Source organism: Rhizobium sp. SEMIA4064 (genome assembly GCF_003025035.1).
GTDB lineage: Bacteria > Pseudomonadota > Alphaproteobacteria > Rhizobiales > Rhizobiaceae > Rhizobium > Rhizobium paranaense.
Map to the genome: position 1 here is coordinate 226174 of NZ_PYJN01000019.1, position 24409 is coordinate 250582.

Annotated in this window: 24 protein-coding genes; 14 read left to right on the plus strand and 10 right to left on the minus strand. The window is 60.3% G+C overall.

Annotation, left to right across the window (positions count from 1 at the left end):
* Positions 1-44 precede the first annotated feature (44 nt).
* Positions 45-1310: a glycerate kinase type-2 family protein gene (locus tag C9E91_RS14815; protein WP_107109051.1), complete on the plus strand. Its 1266-nt coding sequence runs from the start codon at positions 45-47 to the stop codon at positions 1308-1310.
* A gap of 19 nt (positions 1311-1329) precedes the next feature.
* Here the strand turns inward: C9E91_RS14815 and C9E91_RS14820 are convergent, their stop codons facing one another.
* The gene (locus tag C9E91_RS14820) at positions 1330-1524 is read right to left on the minus strand and encodes a hypothetical protein (protein ID WP_245407501.1); all 195 of its coding nucleotides are present in this window, start codon (positions 1522-1524) and stop codon (positions 1330-1332) included.
* 337 nt (positions 1525-1861) lie between these two features.
* Here C9E91_RS14820 and ggt point away from each other — a divergent pair, with 337 nt between their 5' ends.
* Positions 1862-3607: a gamma-glutamyltransferase gene (gene ggt / locus C9E91_RS14825; RefSeq protein WP_107109053.1), complete on the plus strand. Its 1746-nt coding sequence runs from the start codon at positions 1862-1864 to the stop codon at positions 3605-3607.
* Positions 3608-3610: 3 nt separating this feature from the next.
* On the opposite strand, the gene C9E91_RS14830 is transcribed toward ggt, so the two are convergent.
* Entirely contained in the window at positions 3611-4480 is an 870-nt protein-coding gene (locus tag C9E91_RS14830) for an NmrA family NAD(P)-binding protein (RefSeq protein WP_107109451.1), read from the minus strand.
* Positions 4481-4963: 483 nt separating this feature from the next.
* On the opposite strand from C9E91_RS14830, the gene C9E91_RS14835 reads away from it, so the two are divergent.
* A complete protein-coding gene (locus tag C9E91_RS14835; protein ID WP_107109054.1) occupies positions 4964-6418 on the plus strand; it encodes an MFS transporter in 1455 nt (484 codons plus the stop codon).
* Between the two features lie 106 nt (positions 6419-6524).
* Here the strand turns inward: C9E91_RS14835 and C9E91_RS14840 are convergent, their stop codons facing one another.
* Entirely contained in the window at positions 6525-6734 is a 210-nt protein-coding gene (locus C9E91_RS14840) for a cold-shock protein (RefSeq protein WP_104824108.1), read from the minus strand.
* Between the two features lie 505 nt (positions 6735-7239).
* Between C9E91_RS14840 and C9E91_RS14845 the strand changes: the two genes are divergently transcribed.
* Both C9E91_RS14845 and C9E91_RS14850 read left to right on the plus strand, forming a co-directional pair.
* Positions 7240-7464, plus strand: coding sequence for a hypothetical protein (locus C9E91_RS14845; protein ID WP_107109452.1), 225 nt, complete (start codon positions 7240-7242; stop codon positions 7462-7464).
* A 144-nt stretch (positions 7465-7608) separates the two neighbouring features.
* Entirely contained in the window at positions 7609-9153 is a 1545-nt protein-coding gene (locus tag C9E91_RS14850) for a VOC family protein (RefSeq protein WP_107109055.1), read from the plus strand.
* Between the two features lie 225 nt (positions 9154-9378).
* Here the strand turns inward: C9E91_RS14850 and C9E91_RS14855 are convergent, their stop codons facing one another.
* Both C9E91_RS14855 and C9E91_RS14860 read right to left on the minus strand, forming a co-directional pair.
* Positions 9379-10656, minus strand: a complete 1278-nt coding sequence (locus C9E91_RS14855; protein WP_107109056.1) for an L-fuconate dehydratase — start codon at positions 10654-10656, stop codon at positions 9379-9381.
* A gap of 42 nt (positions 10657-10698) precedes the next feature.
* A complete protein-coding gene (locus tag C9E91_RS14860; protein ID WP_107109057.1) occupies positions 10699-11859 on the minus strand; it encodes a CaiB/BaiF CoA transferase family protein in 1161 nt (386 codons plus the stop codon).
* A gap of 239 nt (positions 11860-12098) precedes the next feature.
* Between C9E91_RS14860 and C9E91_RS14865 the strand changes: the two genes are divergently transcribed.
* The gene (locus C9E91_RS14865) at positions 12099-12512 is read left to right on the plus strand and encodes a carboxymuconolactone decarboxylase family protein (RefSeq protein ID WP_107109058.1); all 414 of its coding nucleotides are present in this window, start codon (positions 12099-12101) and stop codon (positions 12510-12512) included.
* A gap of 60 nt (positions 12513-12572) precedes the next feature.
* Here the strand turns inward: C9E91_RS14865 and C9E91_RS14870 are convergent, their stop codons facing one another.
* Positions 12573-12962, minus strand: coding sequence for a BRA0787 family protein (locus tag C9E91_RS14870; RefSeq protein WP_107109059.1), 390 nt, complete (start codon positions 12960-12962; stop codon positions 12573-12575).
* A gap of 341 nt (positions 12963-13303) precedes the next feature.
* Here C9E91_RS14870 and C9E91_RS14875 point away from each other — a divergent pair, with 341 nt between their 5' ends.
* The 4 genes from C9E91_RS14875 (at position 13304) to C9E91_RS14890 (ending at position 16785) form a co-directional block, all read left to right on the plus strand.
* Complete coding sequence (locus C9E91_RS14875) at positions 13304-13795, plus strand: cupin domain-containing protein (protein ID WP_107109060.1); 492 nt, start codon at positions 13304-13306, stop codon at positions 13793-13795.
* Between the two features lie 213 nt (positions 13796-14008).
* Positions 14009-14854 (plus strand): MetQ/NlpA family lipoprotein, encoded by an 846-nt coding sequence (locus C9E91_RS14880; RefSeq protein WP_107109061.1) that lies wholly within the window; start codon positions 14009-14011, stop codon positions 14852-14854.
* A gap of 199 nt (positions 14855-15053) precedes the next feature.
* The gene (locus C9E91_RS14885; protein ID WP_107109062.1) at positions 15054-16139 is read left to right on the plus strand and encodes a methionine ABC transporter ATP-binding protein; all 1086 of its coding nucleotides are present in this window, start codon (positions 15054-15056) and stop codon (positions 16137-16139) included.
* Complete coding sequence (locus C9E91_RS14890; protein WP_107109063.1) at positions 16129-16785, plus strand: methionine ABC transporter permease; 657 nt, start codon at positions 16129-16131, stop codon at positions 16783-16785. Before C9E91_RS14885 ends, C9E91_RS14890 begins: the two co-directional genes overlap by 11 nt.
* Before the next feature lie 9 nt (positions 16786-16794).
* Here the strand turns inward: C9E91_RS14890 and C9E91_RS14895 are convergent, their stop codons facing one another.
* Complete coding sequence (locus tag C9E91_RS14895) at positions 16795-18153, minus strand: LLM class flavin-dependent oxidoreductase (RefSeq protein WP_107109453.1); 1359 nt, start codon at positions 18151-18153, stop codon at positions 16795-16797.
* 217 nt (positions 18154-18370) lie between these two features.
* On the opposite strand from C9E91_RS14895, the gene tauA reads away from it, so the two are divergent.
* The 3 genes from tauA (at position 18371) to C9E91_RS14910 (ending at position 21074) form a co-directional block, all read left to right on the plus strand.
* Positions 18371-19378, plus strand: a complete 1008-nt coding sequence (gene tauA / locus C9E91_RS14900) for a taurine ABC transporter substrate-binding protein (protein ID WP_107109064.1) — start codon at positions 18371-18373, stop codon at positions 19376-19378.
* Positions 19379-19440: 62 nt separating this feature from the next.
* Positions 19441-20238 carry a taurine ABC transporter ATP-binding protein gene (locus tag C9E91_RS14905; protein WP_107109065.1) on the plus strand — a complete coding sequence of 266 codons (798 nt, stop codon included), beginning with the start codon at positions 19441-19443 and terminating at the stop codon, positions 20236-20238.
* Complete coding sequence (locus C9E91_RS14910; RefSeq protein ID WP_107109066.1) at positions 20235-21074, plus strand: ABC transporter permease subunit; 840 nt, start codon at positions 20235-20237, stop codon at positions 21072-21074. The genes C9E91_RS14905 and C9E91_RS14910 overlap by 4 nt, the downstream gene beginning before the upstream one ends.
* 20 nt (positions 21075-21094) lie before the next feature.
* On the opposite strand, the gene C9E91_RS14915 is transcribed toward C9E91_RS14910, so the two are convergent.
* The 3 genes from C9E91_RS14915 to C9E91_RS14925 all read right to left on the minus strand — a co-directional run bounded on the left by C9E91_RS14915 (position 21095) and on the right by C9E91_RS14925 (position 23968).
* Positions 21095-22093, minus strand: a complete 999-nt coding sequence (locus tag C9E91_RS14915) for a prohibitin family protein (protein WP_107109454.1) — start codon at positions 22091-22093, stop codon at positions 21095-21097.
* 91 nt (positions 22094-22184) lie between these two features.
* Positions 22185-23216, minus strand: a complete 1032-nt coding sequence (locus C9E91_RS14920) for a hydroxyacid dehydrogenase (RefSeq protein WP_107109067.1) — start codon at positions 23214-23216, stop codon at positions 22185-22187.
* A gap of 56 nt (positions 23217-23272) precedes the next feature.
* Positions 23273-23968 carry a DNA-3-methyladenine glycosylase I gene (locus tag C9E91_RS14925; protein ID WP_107109068.1) on the minus strand — a complete coding sequence of 232 codons (696 nt, stop codon included), beginning with the start codon at positions 23966-23968 and terminating at the stop codon, positions 23273-23275.
* Positions 23969-24114: 146 nt separating this feature from the next.
* On the opposite strand from C9E91_RS14925, the gene C9E91_RS14930 reads away from it, so the two are divergent.
* Complete coding sequence (locus C9E91_RS14930) at positions 24115-24375, plus strand: DUF982 domain-containing protein (protein WP_107109455.1); 261 nt, start codon at positions 24115-24117, stop codon at positions 24373-24375.
* Positions 24376-24409 lie beyond the last annotated feature (34 nt).

The window sequence follows — 24409 nt, forward strand, 5'->3', positions numbered from 1 at the left end:
CCACCAAATGCTTATAAGCTCATCGCAGACAGGTAGATTTCCAAATGACCGTTTCCGATCCCCGCGCCTTCCTCACCTCCCTCTTCGATGCGGCCGTCCGCGCCGCCGATCCCATGACCGGCATCCGCGCCCATCTGCCGGCAAAGCCGAAAGGACGGACGGTCGTCATCGGCGCCGGCAAGGGATCGGCACAGATGGCGGCCGCCCTCGAGCAATGCTGGGACGGTCCACTGGAAGGGCTGGTGGTAACGCGCTACGGCTTCGCCGCCCCCTGCCAGTACATCGAAATCATTGAAGCCGCTCATCCCGTCCCGGATGAGGCAGGCCTCGTCGCCTCCGGGCGGCTATTGAAGCTGGTCGAAGGATTGACCGAGGATGACCTGGTGATCGCGCTGATCTCCGGCGGTGGATCGGCGCTGCTGCCCTCCCCCGCCGGTGCCCTCACCCTTGCCGACGAGATCGCCGTCAATAAGGCGCTGCTCGCCTCCGGCGCGCCGATTTCGGCGATGAACGTCATTCGCAAACATCTGTCGACCATCAAGGGCGGTCGCCTCGCCGCAGCGGCCTATCCGGCAAAGGTCGTCTCGCTGGTCGTTTCCGACATTCCGGGCGACGATCCGGCTCTTGTCGCCTCTGGACCGACCGTGCCCGGCGCTGGCACCCGCGCCGAAGCGCTCGACCTCATCCGTCTCTACCGTATCGAGCTTCCCGCCGCCGTCCTCGCGCATATCGAAAGGCCGGAAGCCGATGCGCCGCGGCCGGGGGATCCACGCCTTGCCGGCAATGAGGTGCATGTCATCGCGTCGGCCGGCGTTTCACTGGAGGCCGCGGCCGAAATGGCGCGCGAAGCCGGCATCGAGGCGGCGATCCTGTCCGATGCGATCGAAGGTGAAGCCCGCGAGGCAGCGCACATGCATGCCGCCCTCGCCCGCGAGATCCTCCATCGCAATCGGCCCTTCGCCAAGCCGATCGTGTTGCTGTCGGGTGGGGAGACGACGGTGACGCTGACGGGCAAGGGCAAGGGCGGCCGAAACTCCGAATTCCTGCTGTCGCTGGCGATCGATATCGACGGTCACGCCGGCATTCACGCCATGGCCGCCGACACCGACGGCATCGACGGCAGCGAAGACAATGCCGGTGCCTTTGCCGACGCAAGCACCGTGGCGCGGCTGCGCAAGGCCGGGCTTATGCCCGCTGAGATGCTGAGAAACAACGACGCCTGGTCGGCATTCAACGCAATCGGCGACCTCTTCGTCCCCGGCCCGACTGGCACCAATGTCAATGATTTCAGGGCGATCCTGATCGTTTGATCGTCAGGACCGGAACGCCTCACTGATTGACGGAACAATCCTCGCAGCGCCAATAGGCCGGCGCTGTCGACGACCACCGAAAGAAGTGGTGATGGCAATGCATGCACTCGATTTCGACGACATGCGTCTTTTGAGCAATGACGAACGCCTTGGGTTTGCTGTTGCGCTCGTTCTTCCACTGCTCAAGCTTCGTGACGGCCATCAATACCCCCATGCGATACTCCCGCCTCAACAAGTCCATTACCTAAAGTAGACTGCTCTGATGAAAGAAATATTGCGAGTGCGGGCAGGCATTTATCCCCGACATTTTAACGGATGCTAATACGAAAGATCGATTGCGCGATTTCCGCTAATACCCTGGAATTAATCCCCAATCGACGGGATGAGTATCTCGTCAATCTTGGAGAGGCCGGGTCGTCTTCTATCCGATCCAGATTCCGGGCATATGGCTGGCGCGGTCGCCGACGAAATTTGGCCGCAGAAATTATTCTTCAGCCCTAGACACAACGCTGGGCTGCCTTACCTGAAACTTGACTTAGGGAGGGACCATCATGCGCGAATTCCGCCAGCGGGCGATATCGTTAGCGACTATCTTTGCCTTCGGGCTCTTTTCCATCACCATCGTTCAAGCCGCAGCGCCGCAGCCGGTTGAAGCCGAGCATGGAATGGTGGTGACTGCCCAGCATCTGGCGACGGATGTCGGCGTCGACGTGCTAAAGAGCGGCGGCAATGCCGTGGATGCCGCGGTTGCGGTCGGTTACGCCCTGGCTGTGGTCTATCCGACCGCCGGCAATATCGGCGGCGGCGGCTTCATGACCATCCGAACGAAGGACGGCAAGACCGCCTTCCTCGATTTTCGCGAGCGCGCACCGCTTGCCTCGACCAAGACCATGTATCTCGACGACAAAGGCAATGTCGTCAAAGGCGCAAGCACGGATGGCTATCTCGCCGTCGGTGTGCCGGGCTCCGTCATGGGCTTCGAGACTGCCCGCGAGAAATACGGCACCAAAACCCGCCAGGAACTGATGGCGCCGGCGATCCGCTACGCCAAGGAAGGCTTCACGCTGAACCAGGCGGACGCCGCCGAGCTGAACGAAGGCAAGAAATGGCTGTCACGCGATCCGGCGACAGCGGCGATCTTCACGAAGCCGAACGGCGCCCCCTTCTCCAGCGGCGATCGGCTGATCCAGCCCGACCTTGCCGCGGCCCTCGCCAGCATTTCGGAACAAGGCCCGGACGGCTTCTACAAGGGGCCGACCGCCGACGCGATCGTCAAGGCCAGCCACGACAAGGGCGGCATTCTGGCGAAGGAGGATTTCGAGCAATATAAGGTCCGCGAACTCGACCCGGTGAAATGCAATTACCGCGGCTATGAGATCATCTCCTCGCCGCCACCCTCTTCCGGCGGCGTGATCATCTGCGAGATTCTCAATGTGCTGGAAGGCTACCCGCTTTCCTATACCGGTTACGGCTCGGCCGACACCGTGCATCTCATGGTCGAGGCCATGCGCCACGCCTATGTCGACCGCAATTCCGCGCTCGGCGATCCCGATTTCGTCGACAATCCCGTCAGCAAACTGCTGGACAAGAACTACGCGAAGAAGATCCGCGACAGCATCGATCCCTATCGCGCCGGCGTCTCCAAGGATCTGATGCCGAAGGGCCTCGGCGAGAGCACGGAGACCACGCATTACTCGATCATCGACAATGACGGCAATGCGGTTGCCGTTACCTACACGCTGAATGGCTCCTTCGGCGCCGGCGTGGTCGCGCCCGGCACCGGCATCCTGCTCAACAACGAGATGGACGACTTCACCTCCAAGCCGGGGGTACCCAATCTCTACGGTCTGGTGCAGGGCGAGGCCAACGCCATCCAGCCGAAGAAGACGCCGCTTTCCTCGATGAGCCCGACGATCGTCGCCAAGGACGGCAAACCCTTCATGGTGATCGGCAGCCCCGGCGGCGCGCGCATCATCACCATCACGCTCGAAGCGATCGTGAACGTCATCGATTTCGGCATGGATATTCAGCAGGCGATCGATGCGCCGCGTGTCCATCATCAATGGCTGCCGGATAAGATCTACACCGAGCCCTACACGCTGTCTCCCGATACGATCAAACTGCTGACTGGCATGGGCTACAATGTCCAAATCGGCGGCAGTTGGCCGGTCTGGGGTCAGGCCGCCGGCATTCTCGTCGGCGGCAAGAGCCTCGGCCAAATCGCCGAGGGAGGCGGTGCCCGCTACAACGGCGCGATGGACAGCCGCGCCGGCTCCGGTCTTGCCGAAGGCTATTGAGCGTCAACCGATCTTGGCAAGTTCGGCCAGCACAGTCTCATAAGGCGTGGCGGCAATGACGTGTTCATTGACGCCAGCCGGTTCGAAGTCGATCCAGCCGGAGTTGAAGCTTTCGATCATCTCGATGCGCGGCTCCGGCCAGGCAGCCCCCTGAGCCTTGAAACGCTCCTCCCATTCAGTGCGTGGGATAGGCTTGGCGATGACTGGACGACCGATTGCCTGGCCGATCAGCGTCGCGATTTCGATCTGGGTATAGCGTTTCGGCCCTTCGATCTCGATCACCCGGCGGCCGGTCCAGCGCTCGGCCATCGTCCGGGCCGCAATGGCGCCGATATCGGAGGTGGCGATCATCGCATAGGGCTTGTCGAGCGGCGCCAGATAGCTCGGCATGTCGCCGGTCTCGCGCGCCGGTGCCATATCCCACGACGAATTCTCCATGAACCACGCCGGCCGCAGCATGGCGACCGACATGGCCAACGGCGCCAGCGCCTCTTCCAGCATGTGCACCTGGGTGATGAGCCCGAGGCCGGAGGTACGCTGGCCGCCGATCGACGACAGCATCACCACCTTACCCGGCTGCGCGCGCTTTATGGCGGCCGCCTGCGCTGCGGCATCCCTGCGGGCGCTCGGAAAACCCGGATCGGGTGCGAAATTCGGCGAGGCCATGACGAAGACGCCTTCGGTGCCGTCAAAAGCCCGCGCGAGCGCATCGGCATCATCGAACGTGGCGAGGGCAACTTGCGCGCCGAGCCTTTCCCATTCCGCACCTTTCGCCCGGTCGCGAACGACGGCCCGGACCTTATGCCCGGCGTTCATGAGCGCGCGTGCGGTCGTGCCACCGACCTTGCCGGTGACGGCAGTGATTGCAAACATGATCTTCTCCATGAGGATTTGGTTAGGTGTCGGAAGCCAGACAGTCCGGAGTGGCCGGCGTCGAAAATCGCTGGCGTTCGCGCGGCGAGTGCCATGGAATCGCCAGACGCTATGGCGGTCTCCGGTTTGGCTTCGGAAACCTTTATGCAACAGCATGCGGCGTGACTTAAGTGCCGTTATGTCAGCTTATTCATGACGTGAAATCAACAATTGAAACACAGCATCTTACGCGGGAAAATCGACCGTGATCGACGCTACCACCGCTGCACTTGGCGTACGTTCATCTGGCATTCATCGGCTGTGACATTCCTGCCCGCCTGCGTCGTTTTTTCCATTTCGATCAATAAGATTTGCAAATTCGGATATAGTCATCCCGCCTGAGCGGGCGTATACCAGCCCTCGTTCCAATCGGCCTTTGCGCCGTCACCAGACTTGCGGTTCTGTCTTTGGACCCCACCGCACCATCGAGAGCGATCCCCGACAATGTCGGACCAGATTTTCCAGGCCGCCCCAACCCGGCGGGCCGCACCTAATTTTCGTGTAATCGCGCTTATCGTAGCAAGCGCCATGTTCATGGAGCAGCTAGACGCGACCGTGCTCGCCACCGCGCTACCGACCATGGCGAGAGATTTCGGCGTCAGCGCGCCGGCGATGAGTATCTCGCTGACATCCTATCTGCTCAGCCTCGCGATCTTCATTCCCGCCAGCGGCGCCATCGCAGACCGCTTCGGATCGCGCACCGTCTTCCGATACGCCATCGCGGTTTTCGTCGTCGGCTCGCTTCTGTGCGCGCAGTCGCCGAACCTGTTCTTCCTCGTGATCGCGCGGCTGCTGCAGGGTCTCGGCGGCGCGATGATGCTGCCGGTTGGCCGCTTGGTGCTGATGCGCAGCGTCGCCCGCAAAGACATGGTCAACGCCATGTCCTGGCTGCTGATCCCGGCGCTTGTCGGCCCCATTCTCGGCCCGCCGGTCGGCGGCATGTTCGTGACCTATCTCGACTGGCGCTGGATCTTCTACATCAACGTGCCGATCGGCATTATCGGCTTTATCCTGGTGTCGATGTTCATCGAAGAGGTGAAAGGGCCGCGCAATGGCCGCTTCGACCTTTCGGGCTTCATCCTGTCAGGCATCTCGCTCGGCTCGCTGCTCTTCGGTTTCGAAATGTCGAGCCGCGAGGGTGAAGGCTATCTGGCCGTCTTCCTGATTTCCACCGGCCTGCTGTTCGGCATCGCCTATCTGCGCCATGCCCGCAAGCATCCCTCGCCGATCATGGATTTCTCGCTGATGAAGGTGCCGACTTTCCGCACCTCGGTCATCGCCGGCTCGCTGACACGCATCAGCCAGGGCGCCCATCCCTTCCTCATCCCGCTGATGCTGCAGCTCGGCTTCGGCCTGTCGGCCGCTACGGCCGGCCAGATCGCCATTGCGACCGCGCTCGGCTCCATGGCCATGAAGCCCCTGCAGGTGCGCATCCTTCGGACGCTCGGCTTCCGCACAGCCCTCATCGTCTTCGGTCTGATCGGCACGCTCGGCTACGGAATGTGCGCCATCTTCCAGCCGAATTGGCCGTTGCCGGTCATCTTCGTGATCCTGTTCTTCTGCGGCTTCTTCATGTCGTTCCAGTTCACGGCCTACAACACGATCGCTTATGACGAGATCGAACGTGACCGGATGAGCATCGCGACCAGCTTTTATTCGACCTTCCAGCAGTTGATGCTCTCGCTCGGCATCTGCGTCGCCGCTCTTGCCCTGCACGGCTCGATGCAGTTCCGCGACCATGCGAAGGCCGAGATGATCGACTTCTCCGTCGCCTTCATCGTCGTCACGGCCATTGCGCTGCTCGCGGTGATCTGGAACGCCAGCTTTTCGCGTACCGCCGGCACGGAGATCAGCGGCCACCGCAAGAAGTCGGCAGAGGATGCACTCGGGGAGCACTGAGCTCCTCGAGCAAGATGCAAAAAAGGCCGGGCTAACCCGACCTCTTCCTCCATCGCCTCAACGATCGATGCCAGTACATCCGTGGTCAAAGACCGGAAGCAAATCCTTACAGGGATTCAAGCTGGTCAGCCGACATCTTGCCCGAACGCTTGTCCTTGACGAGCTCGTAGGAGATCTTCTGGCCGTCACGCAGCGTGCTCATTCCAGCGCGTTCAACCGCGGAAATATGCACGAAGACATCCGTTGCGCCATCATCAGGCTGAATGAAACCAAAACCCTTGGTAGCATTGAACCACTTTACAGTACCTGTGCTCATAACAATGACCTTTCAATCACTCATATAGAGATCGCATCCAGACAACCGCCCGGTGCAGTAGACCGATTTTGAGGAGGGAAGTTCGTCAATGTCGCGCAGAGTGCGGCGATGCAAAGTTCATTCACCAATATCGATGCACAGCTTATAGTGGATGGCTAGATGTGCCACAAGGAGAAACATGAGAAATATCGAAAATGGCTAGATATTTCGCATAAATCGGCTCGTGTGACATAAAATTATCGTTCGGTGAGGATCGAATTCGGATAGCCCTTTTGGAGCTGTTTCCGAGTTTTTTGCGCCATCCCATATAGAAATAACCGGCGCTTCTCTTTTTATCCCGGTTCCGGTGATGCAGTTCCGCCGTATTTCCTGTGAGCGCCAGAATTAACGCTAGCAATATGGATACCACCCGATGCAGGATGGTACTTCCCTCCAGTGGAAGCGGATGACTACCCGCTCAAATCCATAGGAAACGCCAACGCCGACACAAACCATGGAGGCCAAGATGGCGCCCAACAAAGACAATCTGTTCGGATCCAAGAAAGAGGCATCGCTAGTCAAGTCCAACCAGCTCGACTCTACCGTCAAGGAAATTCTCGCCAGCGAACAGATGAACCGCGAACGCAAAACGGCACGCCTGCGCGAACTGCGTCTCGAGAAGGAGGCGCTGCAGCCGCCACCGGAACCGAAGGCAAAGGCCAAACGAAAGACGACGAAGGCACAAGAATAGGCAAAGTTTGTTCCATCGATGGCTTGTTTCAGCGGCTGACGTTGCGCTTTCTGTGAACACTGCCTCCACGGGCAGCGCATTGAACTAGCGGAGGCTTCCGCCCTACATAGCGACCAAGTGCGCAACCCATCCTGGAGCATCAACATGGTCGCCGGCATTCACCACATCACGCTCATCACTCGCAAGGTGCAGGCGAATGTCGATTTCTACGCCGGTTTTCTCGGCCTGCGGCTGGTCAAACGCACCGGCGGCTTCGAAGACGCAACGCAGTTGCACCTCCTCTATGGCGACGCCAAGGGCACGCCCGGTTCGCTCGTAACCTTTCTTGTTTGGGAAGACGGCTCTCCCGGTCGTGCGGGCGTCGGTCAAGTCGGCGAAATCTCGCTCGCGATCGATCCCACAAGCATCGGCTTCTGGCTGACACGCGCCCTGAGCGCAGGGTTGAAACCGGAAGGCCCTTCCGAGGAATTCGGCGAACCGGTTCTGCGGTTGAAGGATCCGGATGGCGTCATCGTCAAATTGGTCGGAACCACTGCCCTGCAGGCGACGGCTCCCTGGACGAGCGATTCCATCCCGCAGGAGCACGCCATCCGCCGCATTCGGGGCGCTACGCTTTTCAGCGAGACGCCGGAGGAGACGCAAGCAATCCTGGTCGATCACTTCGACTACCGGCCGTTGGCAATCAGCGGAGCGATCAGCCGGCTCGTCTCGGAGCCTGGCGATATCCTCGACATCCGCGATGCACGCGGCTTCTGGGCCAGCGCCCCGGGCACGGGCACGGTCGATCACGTCGCCTTTCGCGCCACTGATGATGCCGAATTGCAGTCTGTTCGCACCGCGCTACAGGCTATCAACTCCTTGCCGACGGCGATGCATGATCGCAAATATTTCCGCTCGCTCTACGTCCGCGAGCCCGGCCGCATCCTGTTCGAACTCGCAACGGATGCGCCTGGCATGTTGATCGACGAGGACGAGGCAACGCTCGGCACGCGCCTCTTCGCCCCTGGTGACAGTCCGGCGCTTTTGGCCGAGCTGAACGTCGTGCTGCCGCAATTCTCCATGCCCGGCGACCCCCGCGTCATCTATCGCGATCTGCCCTTCATCCATCGCTTCTTCACGCCCGAGCAGCCGAATGGCAATATTTTCATTTTGCTGCACGGCTCCGGCGCCAACGAAACGACGATGCTGCCGATCGCCCACAAGATCGATGCAGATGCCACATTACTGACGGTGCGCGGCCGTGCGCTCGAGGAAGGTGCGCCGCGCTGGTTTCGCCGCAATGGCCCCATGATCTTCGATCAGGCCGATATCGCAAGCGAAGCCGAAGCCTTCGCCGCCTTTATTGACGGCGCGATTCATGCCTACGGGCTCGATCCGAACCGCATCGTCTATATCGGCTATTCGAACGGCGCCAATCTGCTGAACGCCATGCTGTCGCTCCACCCACATCTCATTCGCCGCGCCGTGCTTCTGCGCTCCATGGCCGCGCTCACCGATCCGCCGCCGGCGGACATGTCGGACGCCGATGTGCTTGTTATCGCAGGTGAGAAAGACATGTACGGCCCATACGCCCAGCCCCTTGCTGCGCGCCTGCGGAACGACGGCGCAAAGGTCGAGCTTGAGACTGTTCCCGCTGGTCACGAGCTTGACGATGCCGACGTGCCAGTCATTCAGGCGTGGTTGAGATAAAACACCTTCTCCCCAGCGGGGACCGTTGCAAAATTCTTCAGTTCGCAAATGTTCCTGGAACGTCTCCGATTCTTTTGCAGAACAATATGGAATCGAAGTGCGAACCATTCGTCCAAGCGTCGAATTATGCAACGGTCCCCAGCGGGGAGAAGGTGTTGTTACAACAGGCCTTTCGCGATCATCATACGCGCGGACCTTTGTATCTCCTTCTTAAGAGACGAAGGATCAGCCCTTGAACGTATATTGCGCAATCGACTCCGGCTTCATCTCGATCGAGAAGCCTGGCAGGTTTGGCGGCATATAGGCGGCGTCGCGGATTACGCAGGGGTCGACGAAATGTTCGTGCAGGTGGTCGACATATTCGATCACGCGGCCGTCCTTGGTGCCGGAAACGGCGATATAGTCGATCATCGATAGATGCTGCACATATTCGCAGAGCCCGACACCGCCGGCATGTGGCCAGACGGGCAGACCATATTTCGCGGCCACGAGCAGCACGGACAAGACTTCGTTCAGCCCGCCCATGCGGCAGGAATCGATCTGCACGATGTCGATCGCGCCTTCGGCGATGAACTGCTTGAACATGATACGATTCTGGCACATCTCCCCGGTCGCCACCTTTACGGGGCCGATCGCCTGGCGGATCTTGCGATGGCCGGCGACGTCGTCTGGGCTAGTCGGCTCCTCGATGAAGAAGGGTTTCGCAAAGGCAAGCTTTTGGACCCAATCGATCGCCTGGCCGACTTCCCAGACCTGGTTGGCATCGATCATCAGATAGCGATCGGGACCAATCACCTCGCGGGCGATGGTAAGACGGCGGATATCGTCTTCCAGATCGCGGCCGACCTTCATTTTCACATGGTTGAAACCGGCATCGATTGCCTCCTGGCATAGACGGCGCAGCTTGACATCGTCATAGCCGAGCCAGCCCGCAGACGTCGTGTAGCAGGCATAGCCTTCGCGCTCGAGGGTGGCGATACGTTCCGCCTTGCCGACTTCCGCCTTCTTCAAGATGGCGACGGCTTCGTCGCGGGTCAAAACGTCGGTCAGGTAGCGATAGTCGACGATATCGGCGATGCGCTCCGCATCCATCTCGGCCACCAGCCGCCAGACCGGTTTGCCGGCTTCCTTGGCGAGCAGGTCCCAGACAGCGTTGACGACGGCGCCGGTGGCGAGATGCATCGCGCCCTTCTCCGGGCCGATCCAGCGAAGCTGGCTGTCGCTCGTCAGATGCCGCCAATATTTGCCGGGATTTTCCAGCACGGTGGCAAGCTCGGTGCCCACGACCAGATGCCGCATCGCCTCGATCGCCATGCAGCAGATGTCGTTGCCGCGACCGATGGTAAAGGTCAGGCCATGGCCTTCGAGGCCCGGCTTGTCGGTATCCAGAATGACGTAGGCAGCGGAATAATCCGGATCTGGGTTCATCGCGTCCGAGCCGTCAAGGCTCTGCGAGGTCGGAAAGCGCAGGTCGAATACACGGAGGTTGGTAATGCGCGTCATGGGAAAACTCCTTTTAATTCTGTCGGGCGATCTCTCGGACACTCACCCGAGGTCGAACTCTTCCCAGATCGCCGCATTATGCTCGCCGACATGCGGGGCTGCACGTTCGAATTTTGGCCGCTGCCCGTCGATACGAACCGGCGAGCGCGTGGTGCGCACGGAAATGCCGTCCTCGCGACCGACGGTCTGCAGCATATCAAGCACGCCAAATCCCTCACTCTGCAACAGCTCCGGCCAGTTCAGCACCTTGGCACACCAGATATCAGCCGGCTCCAGGATTGCCAGCCAGTCATCCACGGTACCAGTGGCAATCCGCGCCGAGATCAGCGCCTTGATGTCATCGCGCGCCGTGAACCAGCTTTTCGGATCGTCGCGGTAGGGCGCGAGTTCATCCATGCCAAGCAGATCGGCGAGCTTCGAAATCGGTGTCATGGCAATGGCGAGATAGCCGTCGGCAGCGGGATAAACGCCATAGGGCGCGGAGAGATAGGCATGGGCGCTGCGGAATCCAGAGCGTTGGGGCAGCTTGTTGCCGCTATTCATGTGAACAGTCAGCACCTCTACCTGCAGATCGACCAGCGCCTCCAGCAGGCTCGTTTCCACCAGCCCGCCTTTGCCGGTGACGCCGCGGCGCACCAGCGCTGCCAGAATGCCTTGAGCCGCCGCCGCACCCGCCAGCATGTCGCCGATCGCCAGGCCGAACGGCAGAGGCCCCTGCCCCTCGTCGCCGTTTAGCCACATGACGCCGGAGCGCGATTGCGCCAACAAATCCTGCCCCGGACGCGACACCCAGGGACCTTCATCACCGTAGCCGCTGATCGAGCAATAGACGAGGCGCGGATTGATCTCCTGCGCCGCCGGATAATCCAACCCAAGCCGCTCGATCACCCCCGGCCGGAAATTCTGCACCAGGACATCAGCCTTGGAGATCAGCTTGCGCAGCGCCTGCATGTCGCGCTCACTCTTCAAATCGATCGCTAGGCTTTCCTTCGAACGATTGATTGCGTGGAAAATGGTCGAATCGCCGCTCTCGGTATCGCTGAGATAAAGCCCTCGCGAGAGATCGCCGCTTTCCGGCCGCTCGATCTTGATGACCCGGGCGCCGAGATCCATCAGTCTGAGGGTGCAATAGGGTCCGGACAGGAACTGGCTCATATCCACGACCACCAGGCCGGCCAACGGCAATTCCTTCTCCACCACCATGACTATTTCCGCTTCCTAGCATCGATCCGGCAGGCGGCGCATCCCCGCTTCGGCAGATTTTCGCCCGCCGAATCCCCTGCGTCCCGCGCCTCACTTTTCTTATGTGAATAGTATTTTCACATATGGATGATTTTTGCAAATGAAAAGAGGCGCCCTGGTCACGCGATCCTTCAGCGAAGACCGCGCGAAAATGCGCTATAGCTTTCGCACCAATTCGGATTGTTGGAAGGAGACTTGAGATGACGACAGTCAAATTGCTCGATGATGCGGAGATCGAGGCGATCCCGGCGGTGAAGGCCGTTTTCGATGACATTCGCGCCGTCAGAAAATCCGATTTCGTCAATAATTTCTGGCGCGGCCTCGCCAATGATCCGGCACTTTTGAAGCGCACCTGGGAAGGGCTGAAGGCGGTGATGATGGCTGACGGCACGCTCGATCCGCTGGTGCGCGAGATGATCTATATCGCCGTGTCCACCGCCAACGGCTGCACCTACTGCGTCCACTCCCACACCGCCGCCGCCAGGGCAAAAGGCATGACGGATGCACAGCATGGCGAATTGCTGGCCGTCATCGGCCTTGCCGGACAGACGAACCATTTGGTGACGGCGATGCAGATCCCCGTCGATCCGGAATTCGACGTCAGCCGTCGCTGATCTCACAAAAAACCCGCCGGTATAGTCCGGCGGGTTCCCTGATAAATCATGCGCTGTTTCTTATCGGTCTGACTGTTCCGCGGTCTGGCTCTCCGCAACGACGGCGGCGACATCGACACCGTTGTTGACGACCAAGAGACGCTTGCGGACGAGAACGCCCATGACCCGGGCGGCGGTCGAAAAGGTCATCGTGTCGAGAGGACCTTCGCCTTCCCAGGGCTTGGTCAACCGTTCCGTAACGGCCGAGACGATGTTGTTGGGCACGATGTCGGTGCATTCACGCATGGCTTCGAAAACGACGCTAACGGGAATAATCTTCCCTTCGAACATCACGATCGGTTCAGTGACTTCTGTGTCCCATTCCTCGAAAGCATAGAGCGCTTCCCTGAAGAGCTGCTGCAAAGTAATGGGGGCATGACCCTCATGAAGGGGCGGCAAGGCATTGCTCATGTCTGTCTCCTTTCAAGTGGAAGTCCGGCGCATAATTTGAAAAACTATCCGGTCTCTCGCAGAGAGGCCTACGCGCTGCTTCTGAATTTGGCGCACCCCGAACGCATTTGATCGGACAAGCGGCGCGGCAAACCATTTCTGACCGGCGCAACGCGGGATAACACGAAATGTTCCCACCGGTCACTTAACTTGATCGAGTCTATAGATTAATCCCGGCTTGAAAAGCCTCTTTCGAAACTTTCTGCGATTCCCTATATTTTTGAATGGTTTCGCCGTAGTCTGACTAGACACCAATCCCTGGAAGAGACGCGAATCCCTTCCTCGGCAACGAAAGGACAGCCATGAGCAACGATCATGAACACGATCATGGCGAGCACCACGAGCCGATCGATTGGCGCGAGCATGGCGTCAAAATCATCCCCGGCAATGCGCTCGATCCGAACACAGCGCAGACGCCGGGCATGAACCGGGCCACCGCCATCAATCATGCCCGCGCGGGCGCCGAGAAGATCTGGGCCGGAACGGTGACGATCCACGCCAACGCCAAGACCGGCGCACATCATCACGGCGATCTTGAAAGCATCATCTATGTCGTCAAGGGCAAGGCGCGGATGCGCTGGGGCGAGAACCTAGAATTCGTCGCCGAAGCCGGCCCCGGCGATTTCATCTTTGTGCCACCCTTCGTGCCGCATCAGGAGATCAACGCCAGCCGCGACGAGACGCTGGAATGCGTCCTCGTCCGCTCCGGGCAGGAGCCTGTCGTCGTCAATCTCGATATCGAACCGGTGGAAAAGCCGGAAGAAGTGCTCTGGAAAGACCCGATCCATCGCTGATTTGCGCAATTTCGATGCATTCGAAATCCGCATTGCACAAAAATCTACTATCTCTATAGAAAATTAGTTCACGATCCGCCGTACGCTAAAAAGAGTTTTTCAGAAGTGCTGCGCACAACAAATGATCCTGCTTCGCGTGACCCACAACCGTCTGAGATGATCCATGTGGTCAACGAGACAATGGCGTCTCAATCACATGGAACAGGATTTCCCATGACGAAAAAGTCTTCTGAAGGTCTAACTGCGCAGCGCTTCTCGCGCCGGACTGGCCTTGCAGCTCTCATCGCCTCCGCTGTCGCCGTCTTCGGCTTGACGGCAGCCGCCCCTTCCTTTGCCGCCGACAAGACGATCAAGGTCGGCATCATGAGCGGCGAAGATGAAGACGTCTGGCGCGTCGTCACCGCGGAAGCCGCCAAGAAGGGCCTGAAGATCGAGACCGTGGCCTTCAACGACTACACCCAGCCGAATGAAGCGTTGGAGCGCGGCGAAGTCGACGCCAACGCCTTCCAGCATCAACCTTATCTCGACAACCAGATCAAGCAGCACGGCTATCATATCGTCCGCGTCGGCTATACCGGCGTCTGGCCGATCGGCCTCTACACCAAGAAATACAAGACCGTTGCGGATCTGCCGAAGGGCGCGGTCATCGGTGTGCCGAACGACCCGTCCAACGAGGGCCGCGCGCTACGGGTGCTGCAGAACCAAGGCGTCATCAAGCTCAAGGACGGCACCGGCATTCTCGCCACCACCGCCGACATCGTCGAAAACCCGAAGAACGTCGAGATCAAGGAACTCGATGCCGGAATCGTCGGCCGCTCGATCGACGATCTCGACGCCGCCGTCGTCAACACCGACTGGGCGCTGAAAAGCGGGCTTTCGCCGAAGGACCGCATTGCCCAGGAGCCGATCGACGGCAATCCCTACCGCAACTTCATCGCCGTCAAGCAGGGCAGCGAGAATGAGTCCTGGGTGAAGACCCTGGTCGCCTCCTACCAGAACGATACGGTCAAGGCCGAGTTCGACAAGGTCTACAAGGGCACGGGTCTCAGCGCCTACTAACACCAATTCAGCGGCGGGGGCAGCGCTGAGCGCCTGGGCGGCCGGGGCATTCCTGCTCGGGTCGCCTTCGGTGTTTTCCGACAGGATGCGACATTCTCCAAACGATCTCCCCCCTTGTGGGGAAGATGTCACGAAGTGACAGAGGGGGATGCCAGAAGTGCGGCACATTCAAGGGCCGCTTTTTGCAAAGAGAACCACCATGAATCCCTTCATCCCAGCCATAGCCATTAAAGGACATACTCCGCCCGGTAGATCAGAGAGCGATGAGATCGTCCGCCTCGTCAATGTCCGGCGCCGTTTCGGTACGAACCCCGCGCTCGACGGCATCTCGCTTGCGGCCCGCCGCGGCGAGATCGTCGGCATTATCGGTCGCAGCGGCGCCGGCAAGTCAACGTTGATCCGTTGCTTGAACGGGCTGGAGCGCGCCGATAGCGGCGAAATCCATATCGAAGGGCGTGATATAGCCGGCCTGTCGGAAAACGAGTTGCAGCCGCTGCGCCGCCGCATCGGCATGATCTTCCAGCATTTCAATCTGCTTTCGGCAAAAACGGTCGAAGGCAATGTCGCCCTGCCGCTGAAGATCGAAGGTGTTGCCAAGGCGGAGCGGCTGGCGCGGGCCCGCGAGCTGCTCGAACTCGTCGGTCTTGCCGACAAGGCGAAGGCCTATCCTTCGGCTCTCTCGGGCGGACAGAAGCAGCGTGTCGGCATCGCCCGAGCGCTGGCCGCCCGCCCCGCTCTTCTCCTCTCAGACGAAGCCACCTCCGCGCTCGATCCCGAGACGACACGATCGATCCTGACGCTGCTGAAGGATATCAACCGCAAGCTCGGCCTGACCATCCTGCTGATCACCCATGAGATGGAAGTGGTGCGCTCGATCGCCGATCGCGTCGCCGTTGTCGATGCCGGTAAGATCGTCGAAGAAGGCCCGGTCTGGCAAATCTTCGCCAATCCGCAGACCGAGATCACCGCAAGCCTGCTCAGCATCATCCGCCCGCAACTTCCTGAGCATATTGCGGAGCGCCTGTCGCAGACGTCGGGTGTCGAGGCGATACTGAGCGTCGATCTCGCCGGCCCGGCCGCGCAAGGCGCGCTTTTCGCCGAGCTTTCGGCGGCGCTGCCGCATTCCTTCCGGCTCGTGCATGGCGGCATTGATCATATTCAGAACGAGCCCGTCGCCCGCTTCTTCATCGCCGTGCCGACACGCGATGCAGCACTGCCGGCACGGGTGACTGATTTTCTGACGGCCCGGTCCGCCCGGGCGGAGGTTTTAGGTTATGACAACTGACATCATCCTCGGCCTGCTCTGGCGCTCATTCTGGGAAACTGTCTGGATGACCGGAGCATCCGGCCTGATCTCGCTCGTCATCGGCCTGCCGCTCGGCCTCGCCCTGGTCGTCACCAGCCGCGACGGCATTGCCGAACAACTCACCGTCAACAGCATCCTCGCAGCGCTGGTCAACGGCTTCCGCGCCGTGCCTTTCATCATCCTGTTGATCGCCTTGATCCCGCTGACACGGCTGATCGTCGGCACCGCACTCGGCACGACTGCGGCGATCGTGCCGCTCACCATCGCAGCAATTCCCTATTACGCCCGCATCGCCGAAGTCTCGTTGCGCGAGGTCGATCGTGGCCTGATCGACGCCGTGCGCGCCATGGGCGGCAACCGCTGGACCATCATCCGCGAAGTGCTCGTACCGGAAGCCCTGCCCGGCATCGTCGCGGGCTTCACCGTGACGCTGGTGACCCTGATCGGCGCCTCGGCCATGGCCGGCACCATCGGCGGTGGCGGCCTCGGCGATCTGGCGATCCGTTATGGCTACCAGCGCTTTGAGACCGGCGTGATGATCGCGGTCGTCATCGTGCTGATCGTCTTGGTCTGCGGCATGCAATGGCTCGGCGACCGCCTCGTCGCCAAGCTCGATCATCGTTAGGACGAGCGCTTATTCGTGATGACGGAATGCGGCTGCCGGATGACTTGACGGCAGCCGCCCATCGCCGCGGCCAAACAATTTCTGGCGTAACGTCCCCTCGGCATAATCCGTCTTGAACAGCCCGCGTTCCTGCAACACGGGAATGACGAGATCGACGAAATCGCGCAGGCTTTCCGGCGCGACCGTCCGTGCCAGATTGAAGCCGTCAACGCCGCCCTCTTCCACCCAGACCTGCAAGCAATCGGCAATCTGCTCAGGCGAGCCGACCATCGGCTTCTGACGGCTGCCGAGCACCATCTGGTCGATGATCTGCCGTGGCGTCATCGCCGGCTTGCCGCTGACAACGGCAAGCGCCGATTGATTGGCATTGGTGGTCTTCTGCTCGATCGGCTCGTCCAGGCCGAACTTGGAAAGATCGATGCCGATCGAGCTGGAATAATGCGCGAGCGACGCCTCGACGCTGGCATGCCGGCGATAGTCCTCCAACTTGTCCTCGGCTTCCTTCTCCGTCCGCCCGACGACGACGGTGATGAGATTGAGGATGCTGAGATCATCGGCTTGTCGGCCGAAGTGAACGGCCCGTTGCCGAAGCGCCTCCGTCAGTGGCCTTGCGCCCTGCAGCGTCGGGCTCGCGATGAAGACGCATTCGGCATGGCGCGCGGCAAAATCCTGCCCGCGCGCCGAAGCGCCAGCCTGAAACAGCAACGGCGTGCGCTGCGGCGACGGTTCGCTCAGGTGAATGCCATCCATCCGATAATGGCTACCCTCGTGCCGGACGGCCCGCACCTTGGACGGATCGGCGAAGAGCCTACCCACCTTGTCGCGCTTGACGGCATCATCGTCCCAGCTTCCCTCCCAGAGCTTATAGACGACCTCCAGGTACTCTTCGGCGGCATCATACCGAGCATCGTGATCCGGCTGGCGCTCCATGCCCATGCTGCGGGCAGCACTATCAAGATAGCCGGTCACGATATTCCAGCCGATGCGGCCCTTGGTCAGATGATCCAGCGTCGACATGCGCCGTGCAAAGAGAAAAGGCGGCTCGTATGTCGTGTTGACGGTAACGCCGAAGCCAAGATGTTTGGTCACATAGGCCATGGCCGACAATGGGATGATCGGGTCGTTGACCGGTATCTGCGCCGCCGTCCGGATCGAGGTCTCGGGGCTGCCCTTATAGAGATCGTAGACACCGACGACATCTGCCAGGAAAACGCCGTCGAGCTTGCCGCGTTCGGCCGTGCGCGCGAAATCCACCCAGTAGTCGAGGTCGGTATAGTTCAACGCAGTATCGCGCGGATGCGTCCAGAGGCCGTGATTGATGTGCCCGACGCAGTTCATATCGAAGGCATAGATCCGCATCGGCTTCATGGCCTTGTCCTCAACTCTCGACGTCATCGTCCTGCCTGTTCCTTGACTGATCGCAAAAGACCCGGAGTTTCACAATATTTGGAAGTGCGTTGCGGGGGATGCCGCAAATCCGGAATTTTATATCTCTATATTTTCTATCAATTTTACAATGATTAATACGGACCGGCTGCATCGTCAGCGGTTAAAGATCATTTCGCAACACCACGCCGGGGGAAACATGACCATCAACAGACGCAATTTCTTGACCACCACAGCCGTCGCTGTTTTTGCCGCGACTTTCGGTTCTTATGCAAGTGCCGCAGATGTAACGCTCAATATTGGCTATCAGCCGATCGTCGAGCCGTCGCGCGTACCGCAGGCCGACGGTGAATATGACAAGGCAACCGGCGCCAAGATCAGTTGGCATAAATTCGACAGCGGCGCCGATGTCGTTGCCGCCATCGCCTCGGGCTCGATCGATATCGGCTATGTCGGCTCCTCGCCACTTGCCGCCGCCGCCAGCCGCGAACTGCCGATCGAGACCATCTTCGTCGTCGGCAACATCAGCGACGCGGAAGCGCTCGCAGTCAAGGGCATAGACAAGCCGGAGGATTTGAAAGGCAAGAAGATCGCGACACCTTTCGTCTCCACCTCGCATTACAGCCTGCTGACCGCGCTGAAGCATTGGAACATCGATCCGAAATCGATGCAAATCCTCAACCTGCGCCCGCCTGAAATCGCCGCCGCCTGGGAGCGCGGCGATCTTGATGGCGCCTATGTCTGGGATCCGGTGCTGTCGCAAATCAAGAAGAACGGCAAGGTCCTCGCGACATCAGGAGATGTGGCAAAATGGGGTGGCCCGACCTTCGACGCCTGGATCGTGAGCAAAAAATTCGCAGACGCTCATCCCGACGCCGTGACCGGTTTCGTTCAGGTCACCGGCAAGGCCTATGCTTCCTACCGCGCCGATCCGGCGAGCTGGAGCGCGTCGTCGCCGCAAGCCGCCGCGATCGCCAAGCTCACCGGTGCAAAGCCGGAAGAGGTGCCGGAACTGCTGAAAGGCTATTATTTCCCGACGCTCAAGGAGCAGGCGAGCGCCGAATTTCTCGGCGGCGGCACGACGACCGCGATCGCCCAGACATCTGCCTTCCTGCTGGAACAAGGCAAGGTCCCCGCCGTGCTGAAAGACTATGCACCCTACGTCAACGCCAAATTCGTCACCGATGCGGCGAAGGCCGGCCTCTGATTCACGCGTTCGGCGCAGACCGGAGTTTTCCGGCCTGCGCCCATTCACTGGAGTACCCGCGCATGAGCATCCTGTCCCTGCAATCCATTTCGCTGAACTTTCCGGGCGGCCGTCGGGGGCAGAATAGCCATCGCGTGCTCGATAATCTGACACTGCATATTGCCTCCGACGAATTCGTCACAGTCATCGGCCGTTCCGGTTCAGGCAAGACCAGCTTGCTCAATCTAGCCGCTGGCTTTCTGACGCCTTCCGAAGGGCGCATCCTCGTCGACGGCAAGGAGATCGAAGGGCCGGCCGCCGACCGGGCTGTCGTCTTTCAGGATGATGCGCTTTATCCCTGGCTGAATGCTCGCGACAACATCGCCTTTCCTTTACGCCTGCACGGCGTGCCGAAAGAGGAGCGCCGCCGCCGCGCCGATGCTTTGCTCGCCAAAGTCGGTCTCGACGGCGCCGGTGACCGCAACATTTGGGAACTATCTGGCGGCATGCGCCAGCGTGTCGGCATCGCCCGCGCGCTAGCCTCCGATCCGCGTTTTCTGCTGATGGACGAACCGCTCGGCGCACTGGATGCCCTGACCCGCACGCGCATGCAGCAATTCCTGCTGAAGGTCTGGTCGGAGAGCGGCACAGGCGCGCTGTTGATCACACACAGCATCGACGAAGCCCTGATCCTTGCCACCCGCGTCATCACCCTGGCGCCGAATCCCGGACGCATCACCGCCGATATCCCGCTTTCCTTCGGCAAGCGTTACCTTGCCGGCGAGCCGCTTGCCGAGATCAAAGCTTCGGCTGAATTCAAAAGGCTGCACGATGAGTTGACCGGCCTGATCCACGACGAGACTGAGGAGGAGGCCGCGTGACCGCCGATATCGAAAAAATCGCAGCCATTGACACCCAATCCGACGCAGGGACTACTGGCAAAACCAGCTCGTCCAGCTCGACGCTGTGGATTTCGCTTGCAACTGTCCTGGCGCTATTGGTGATCTGGGCGGTCGCAGCGGCCTATGGCATCGTCTCGCCGGTCTTTCTCCCCTCGCCCTGGACCGTCGCGAAGGCGATTTACACGCTGAACACTGCCGGCTTTGTCGATTCGACGCTGGCCGAACACGCATTCGCCAGCCTGTTCAGGATTTTTGGCGGCCTCGCCGTTTCGCTGGTGATCGGCATTCCCGCCGGGCTGGCGATTGCCACCAGCCGCATCGGCAAAGGCATCCTTGACCCGATCGTCGAATTCTTGCGACCGCTTCCGCCGCTCGCCTATCTGCCGCTGATCATCATCTGGGTCGGTATCGGCGAAGCCTCGAAGATCACCGTCATCGCGCTCGCCATGCTGCCGCCCATCATTCTATCGACTGCCGCCGGCGTGAAAGCCGCGCCTGTCGACTATATCAATGCGGCCCGCTCCTTCGGCGCCGGCAGAGCGCAGGTGTTGCGCCATGTCGTCCTGCCGGGCGCCATCCCGTCGATCCTCACCGGCATCCGCATCGCGCTCGGCGCCGGCTGGTCCACGCTCGTCGCGGCCGAACTGGTCGCAGCCACACAGGGCCTCGGCTTCATGATCCAGTCGGCGGCGCAGTTTCTGGTGACCGACATCGTCATCAGCGGCATCATCGTCATCGCGCTGATTGCCTTCCTGTTCGAAATCGGCGTCCGGCTGATTGAACGCCGCTTCGTACCTTGGTCAGCTCATCGCTGAGCCGATCGTCAAAGCTGACCCTACTGCTGTCCAGCCACCGGCACGACGGAATTCTGCCGCGCGTCGAGATTGAGCATAGGCACCGAGGCATTCGGCAGCATGGTGGTCGGCAATTGCCCGTTCCATTTTTCCGCCTGAGTGAGGAAGATCAGGTTGGGATTGTCACGCAACGCGTCGCCGCGCGCCTTGATCGCTTTTGCCTCCGCATCTCCACGGAGCTGGATCGCCTGTGCATCGGCTTCCGCCTGCAGCCGCACGGCGTCGGCCTGAGCCTGCGCATCGGCGCGGCGTGCATCGGCAGCCGCTTGGGCCTGTGTCACAGTGATTTGCGCCTGCACCTTTTCCCGCTCGGCGTTCTGCCGCAGCTTCTGCACCTCGACTTCGGCCAGCATGCGCTGCTCTATGCTGTTCTCATAGGCATCGGAGAAATCGATATTTTCGACCTGGACGCTGTCGATCTGCACCGGCCCCTGAATGCCAGCCTCGATCGCCGCCTGAACATCGGTATTGAACTGCGCCCGGTTCTGAATGACGGAGGCGGCGGTGAATTTGCCGAACACAGTCTTCACATCCTGCGGCGCGCGGCGCGAAATCAACCGCGATTCCAGGTTACCGAGCGAACCGAATTCGGAATAGACTTTCTCGACCGCATCCGCCGGCACATGCCAGGAAATAGTCACGCGCATATCGGCGGGCTGCTGGTCCTGTGAATAGGCCTGCATCTGTTGATGCTCGCCGGTCTGGCAGCTCGTGCCGCTCTGGCAGGTCCAATAGGTTACCTGCTGGGTGACGGGAATTTTGACGACGGTTTCAATCCACGGCAGTTTGAAATGCAGGCCCGGTTCCGCGGTGCCGACCATGGCCCCGGTGCGAAGGATCACACCGCGCTCGCCCTGGTCGATCGTGTACCATGAGCTGAAGATGATCATTGCAACGGCGATAACGGCGACAATGCCCAAAAATGCTGTCATTCGGCTCCTGGTTGCCACAGACGCCACGTCGATTTCCCGGTTCGCCATCGATTTCCTCATCATCTCTTCGATGGCGGAGACATAGATGAGTCGGCGCGGAAATGCACCCATTGCGGGTCTGCATGGCGAAGTTACAGCTTCAGTTTCTAGTCACCGGCTTCGAGCGCATCCGCGACACCGTTTCGCGCTCCGCCCGCTTGCAGCGCATTGGCGGCAGGCCGCGATCCATCAGGTCCATATCTTCCAACACCATGTCGCCCATTTTCTTGAAGGCGCTGTCAAGGGCACCGGCGCGATGCGCCGAGCGGATGAAGCCTTTGAGGCCGCGCACCGGATGGTCCTTGCCAAGCGGTTCCTCCGGATAGACATCGCTCGCCGCAACGATATGGCCGGAGGCGACCTCGGCCATCAATGCGTCGAAATCCACCACATCGGCACGGCTGAGCAGGATGAAGGCCGCCCCCTTGCGCATGCGCGCAAAAGCCTCGGCGCCGAGAAAACCCTTGTTCTCGCTGGTGACGGAGGCCACCACGAACAGGAAATCGCTGCCCGACAGCACCTCGTCGAGGCCGGCCGGCTGGACGCCATGTTCCCTGAGGATCGAAGGCGGCATCCAAGGGTCGAACACCCTGACCGTCGCGCGAAAGCCCGACAGCACCCTGCTCAGCGCCTTGCCGAGATCACCGAAGCCGACGATACCGATATCGCTGCCGGAGATCAGCCGGGCCTTGGCATTGCCATCACCGCCCCAAAGCTCCCTGCCCTCGCGAAAATCGAGATCCGCATCGACGATGCCGCGTGCCAGGCTGAGCGCAAACCCGAGCCCGATTTCAGCCACCGGCTCGGCAAAGACCTGTCCGGTCGTCACGACATGAATGCCGCGCTGGAACAGGACATCATAGGGCATGTTGTTGATGAGATTGCTTTCGACATTCAGGATGCAGCGCAGGCGCGGCATGCGGTCGAGCGTGTCCTTTGAAAGCGGCGGCTGGCCGATGATATAGCGCGCCTCGCCGAGCACATCGTCGCCAAGCCCGGCAATATTCTCCGGATCCGCCTCGACGATCCGGTATTTCGAATGGAGGAGCGACAGCGCATCCTTGCTGAAGATGAGTTCAAGCGAGCGCGGCTCGGGCGCGCTGATGGCCAAAGGCCTGTTATCAGTCGACATGAAAGTCTCTCCCTATTCTCAGAGACGATCCAATATCATTCGACCAGCCAAATCAATCAGGGCTCGTCTTCCCCTCCCGGCATGCCCACAGAGAAGGCGCAGATGCGCGAGAGATAGGTTTGCGGCAGGCCCGTTTCCGCGGCCCAGGCATTGAACCGATCCTGGATCAGCTTGAAATCTTTCTTGGTCGGCTTCGTCTCCGAGATCAGCAGGCCAGAAAGGCGCAGGCAAACGAGCACGTCATGGCTCATGACGAAACTGTCGCGTCCGATGGCGCGCAGGAAATATTGGCCGCTCATGCCGCCGAGGCGGTTGGCGCGCTTGTCGAGAACGGCGAGCAGGCCGATATGATCCTCCACCGGCCAATCGGCGAAGAAGCGCCCGGCGCTGCCATGTTCCTCGGCAAGTTGGCGAATGAAATGCGCATTGGCCCGCACGGACATGATCTTGGCGCCGTTGCGCACGACGCGCGTGTCCGAGGTCAGATCATGCCAGTAATCGTCGGGCGCGAAATTAAGGAACACCGGATCGAAACCGGAGAAAGCCGCTTCGAAACCCGGCCATTTGGAATCGATGACATTGCGCACGAAGCCGGCATAGAAGACATAGCGCGTCATTTCCGACAGCAACCTGTCGTCTGGCATGGCGCGCAAGGCATCATGATCGGGCGCTTTCGGCATCAGCGCTTTCAGCGCTTCCGCCCCGCCTTTGCGCTTTTCCGCCCGTTCCAGAATTTCCGCGAAGCTGCCCACCTGCCCCTCCTCTCTGACGAAGACTCAAGTCTTTTACGATCTCGTGCCTCCGCGCAAGGTAACGCGCGCTGGACATCCGCTGCAATTTTACTTGTACCTTCGCCCACCCTGGCGTTAACGTGAGCGCGTGGGTCGGAGCTGGAATGATGAGTAATAGACATTGGAATTTCCCGGTGATGGTCATCTGCACGCGAACAGGGAAAATCTATACCGTTGGCACCACGAAAGAGGCATTGGACATGCTCTTGAATGCATGGCCCGTTGCCGAAGGCAAGGCGTTCATGATGGCCTTGCAGATATGCACGGATGTTGAAAGCGGGATCAGGCAACCGCTGGAAGCGCGCAACAGTTTCGTCGCCGCCGCCAAGGAAGCAGGCGTACCGATCGAAACCACAATGGCCGAATAAACCGCCGCATCACCTGATTCTCCTCTCGCGCCGT

Bases quoted from the DNA above. Each gene is read 5' to 3' on its own strand.
- C9E91_RS14815 (WP_107109051.1), top strand. From the start codon at position 45: ATGACCGTTTCCGATCCCCGCGCCTTCCTCACCTCCCTCTTCGATGCG.
- C9E91_RS14820 (WP_245407501.1), bottom strand. From the start codon at position 1,524: ATGGGGGTATTGATGGCCGTCACGAAGCTTGAGCAGTGGAAGAACGAG.
- ggt (WP_107109053.1), top strand. From the start codon at position 1,862: ATGCGCGAATTCCGCCAGCGGGCGATATCGTTAGCGACTATCTTTGCC.
- C9E91_RS14830 (WP_107109451.1), bottom strand. From the start codon at position 4,480: ATGTTTGCAATCACTGCCGTCACCGGCAAGGTCGGTGGCACGACCGCA.
- C9E91_RS14835 (WP_107109054.1), top strand. From the start codon at position 4,964: ATGTCGGACCAGATTTTCCAGGCCGCCCCAACCCGGCGGGCCGCACCT.
- C9E91_RS14840 (WP_104824108.1), bottom strand. From the start codon at position 6,734: ATGAGCACAGGTACTGTAAAGTGGTTCAATGCTACCAAGGGTTTTGGT.
- C9E91_RS14845 (WP_107109452.1), top strand. From the start codon at position 7,240: ATGGCGCCCAACAAAGACAATCTGTTCGGATCCAAGAAAGAGGCATCG.
- C9E91_RS14850 (WP_107109055.1), top strand. From the start codon at position 7,609: ATGGTCGCCGGCATTCACCACATCACGCTCATCACTCGCAAGGTGCAG.
- C9E91_RS14855 (WP_107109056.1), bottom strand. From the start codon at position 10,656: ATGACGCGCATTACCAACCTCCGTGTATTCGACCTGCGCTTTCCGACC.
- C9E91_RS14860 (WP_107109057.1), bottom strand. From the start codon at position 11,859: ATGGTGGTGGAGAAGGAATTGCCGTTGGCCGGCCTGGTGGTCGTGGAT.
- C9E91_RS14865 (WP_107109058.1), top strand. From the start codon at position 12,099: ATGACGACAGTCAAATTGCTCGATGATGCGGAGATCGAGGCGATCCCG.
- C9E91_RS14870 (WP_107109059.1), bottom strand. From the start codon at position 12,962: ATGAGCAATGCCTTGCCGCCCCTTCATGAGGGTCATGCCCCCATTACT.
- C9E91_RS14875 (WP_107109060.1), top strand. From the start codon at position 13,304: ATGAGCAACGATCATGAACACGATCATGGCGAGCACCACGAGCCGATC.
- C9E91_RS14880 (WP_107109061.1), top strand. From the start codon at position 14,009: ATGACGAAAAAGTCTTCTGAAGGTCTAACTGCGCAGCGCTTCTCGCGC.
- C9E91_RS14885 (WP_107109062.1), top strand. From the start codon at position 15,054: ATGAATCCCTTCATCCCAGCCATAGCCATTAAAGGACATACTCCGCCC.
- C9E91_RS14890 (WP_107109063.1), top strand. From the start codon at position 16,129: ATGACAACTGACATCATCCTCGGCCTGCTCTGGCGCTCATTCTGGGAA.
- C9E91_RS14895 (WP_107109453.1), bottom strand. From the start codon at position 18,153: ATGAAGCCGATGCGGATCTATGCCTTCGATATGAACTGCGTCGGGCAC.
- tauA (WP_107109064.1), top strand. From the start codon at position 18,371: ATGACCATCAACAGACGCAATTTCTTGACCACCACAGCCGTCGCTGTT.
- C9E91_RS14905 (WP_107109065.1), top strand. From the start codon at position 19,441: ATGAGCATCCTGTCCCTGCAATCCATTTCGCTGAACTTTCCGGGCGGC.
- C9E91_RS14915 (WP_107109454.1), bottom strand. From the start codon at position 22,093: ATGGCGAACCGGGAAATCGACGTGGCGTCTGTGGCAACCAGGAGCCGA.
- C9E91_RS14920 (WP_107109067.1), bottom strand. From the start codon at position 23,216: ATGTCGACTGATAACAGGCCTTTGGCCATCAGCGCGCCCGAGCCGCGC.
- C9E91_RS14930 (WP_107109455.1), top strand. From the start codon at position 24,115: ATGAGTAATAGACATTGGAATTTCCCGGTGATGGTCATCTGCACGCGA.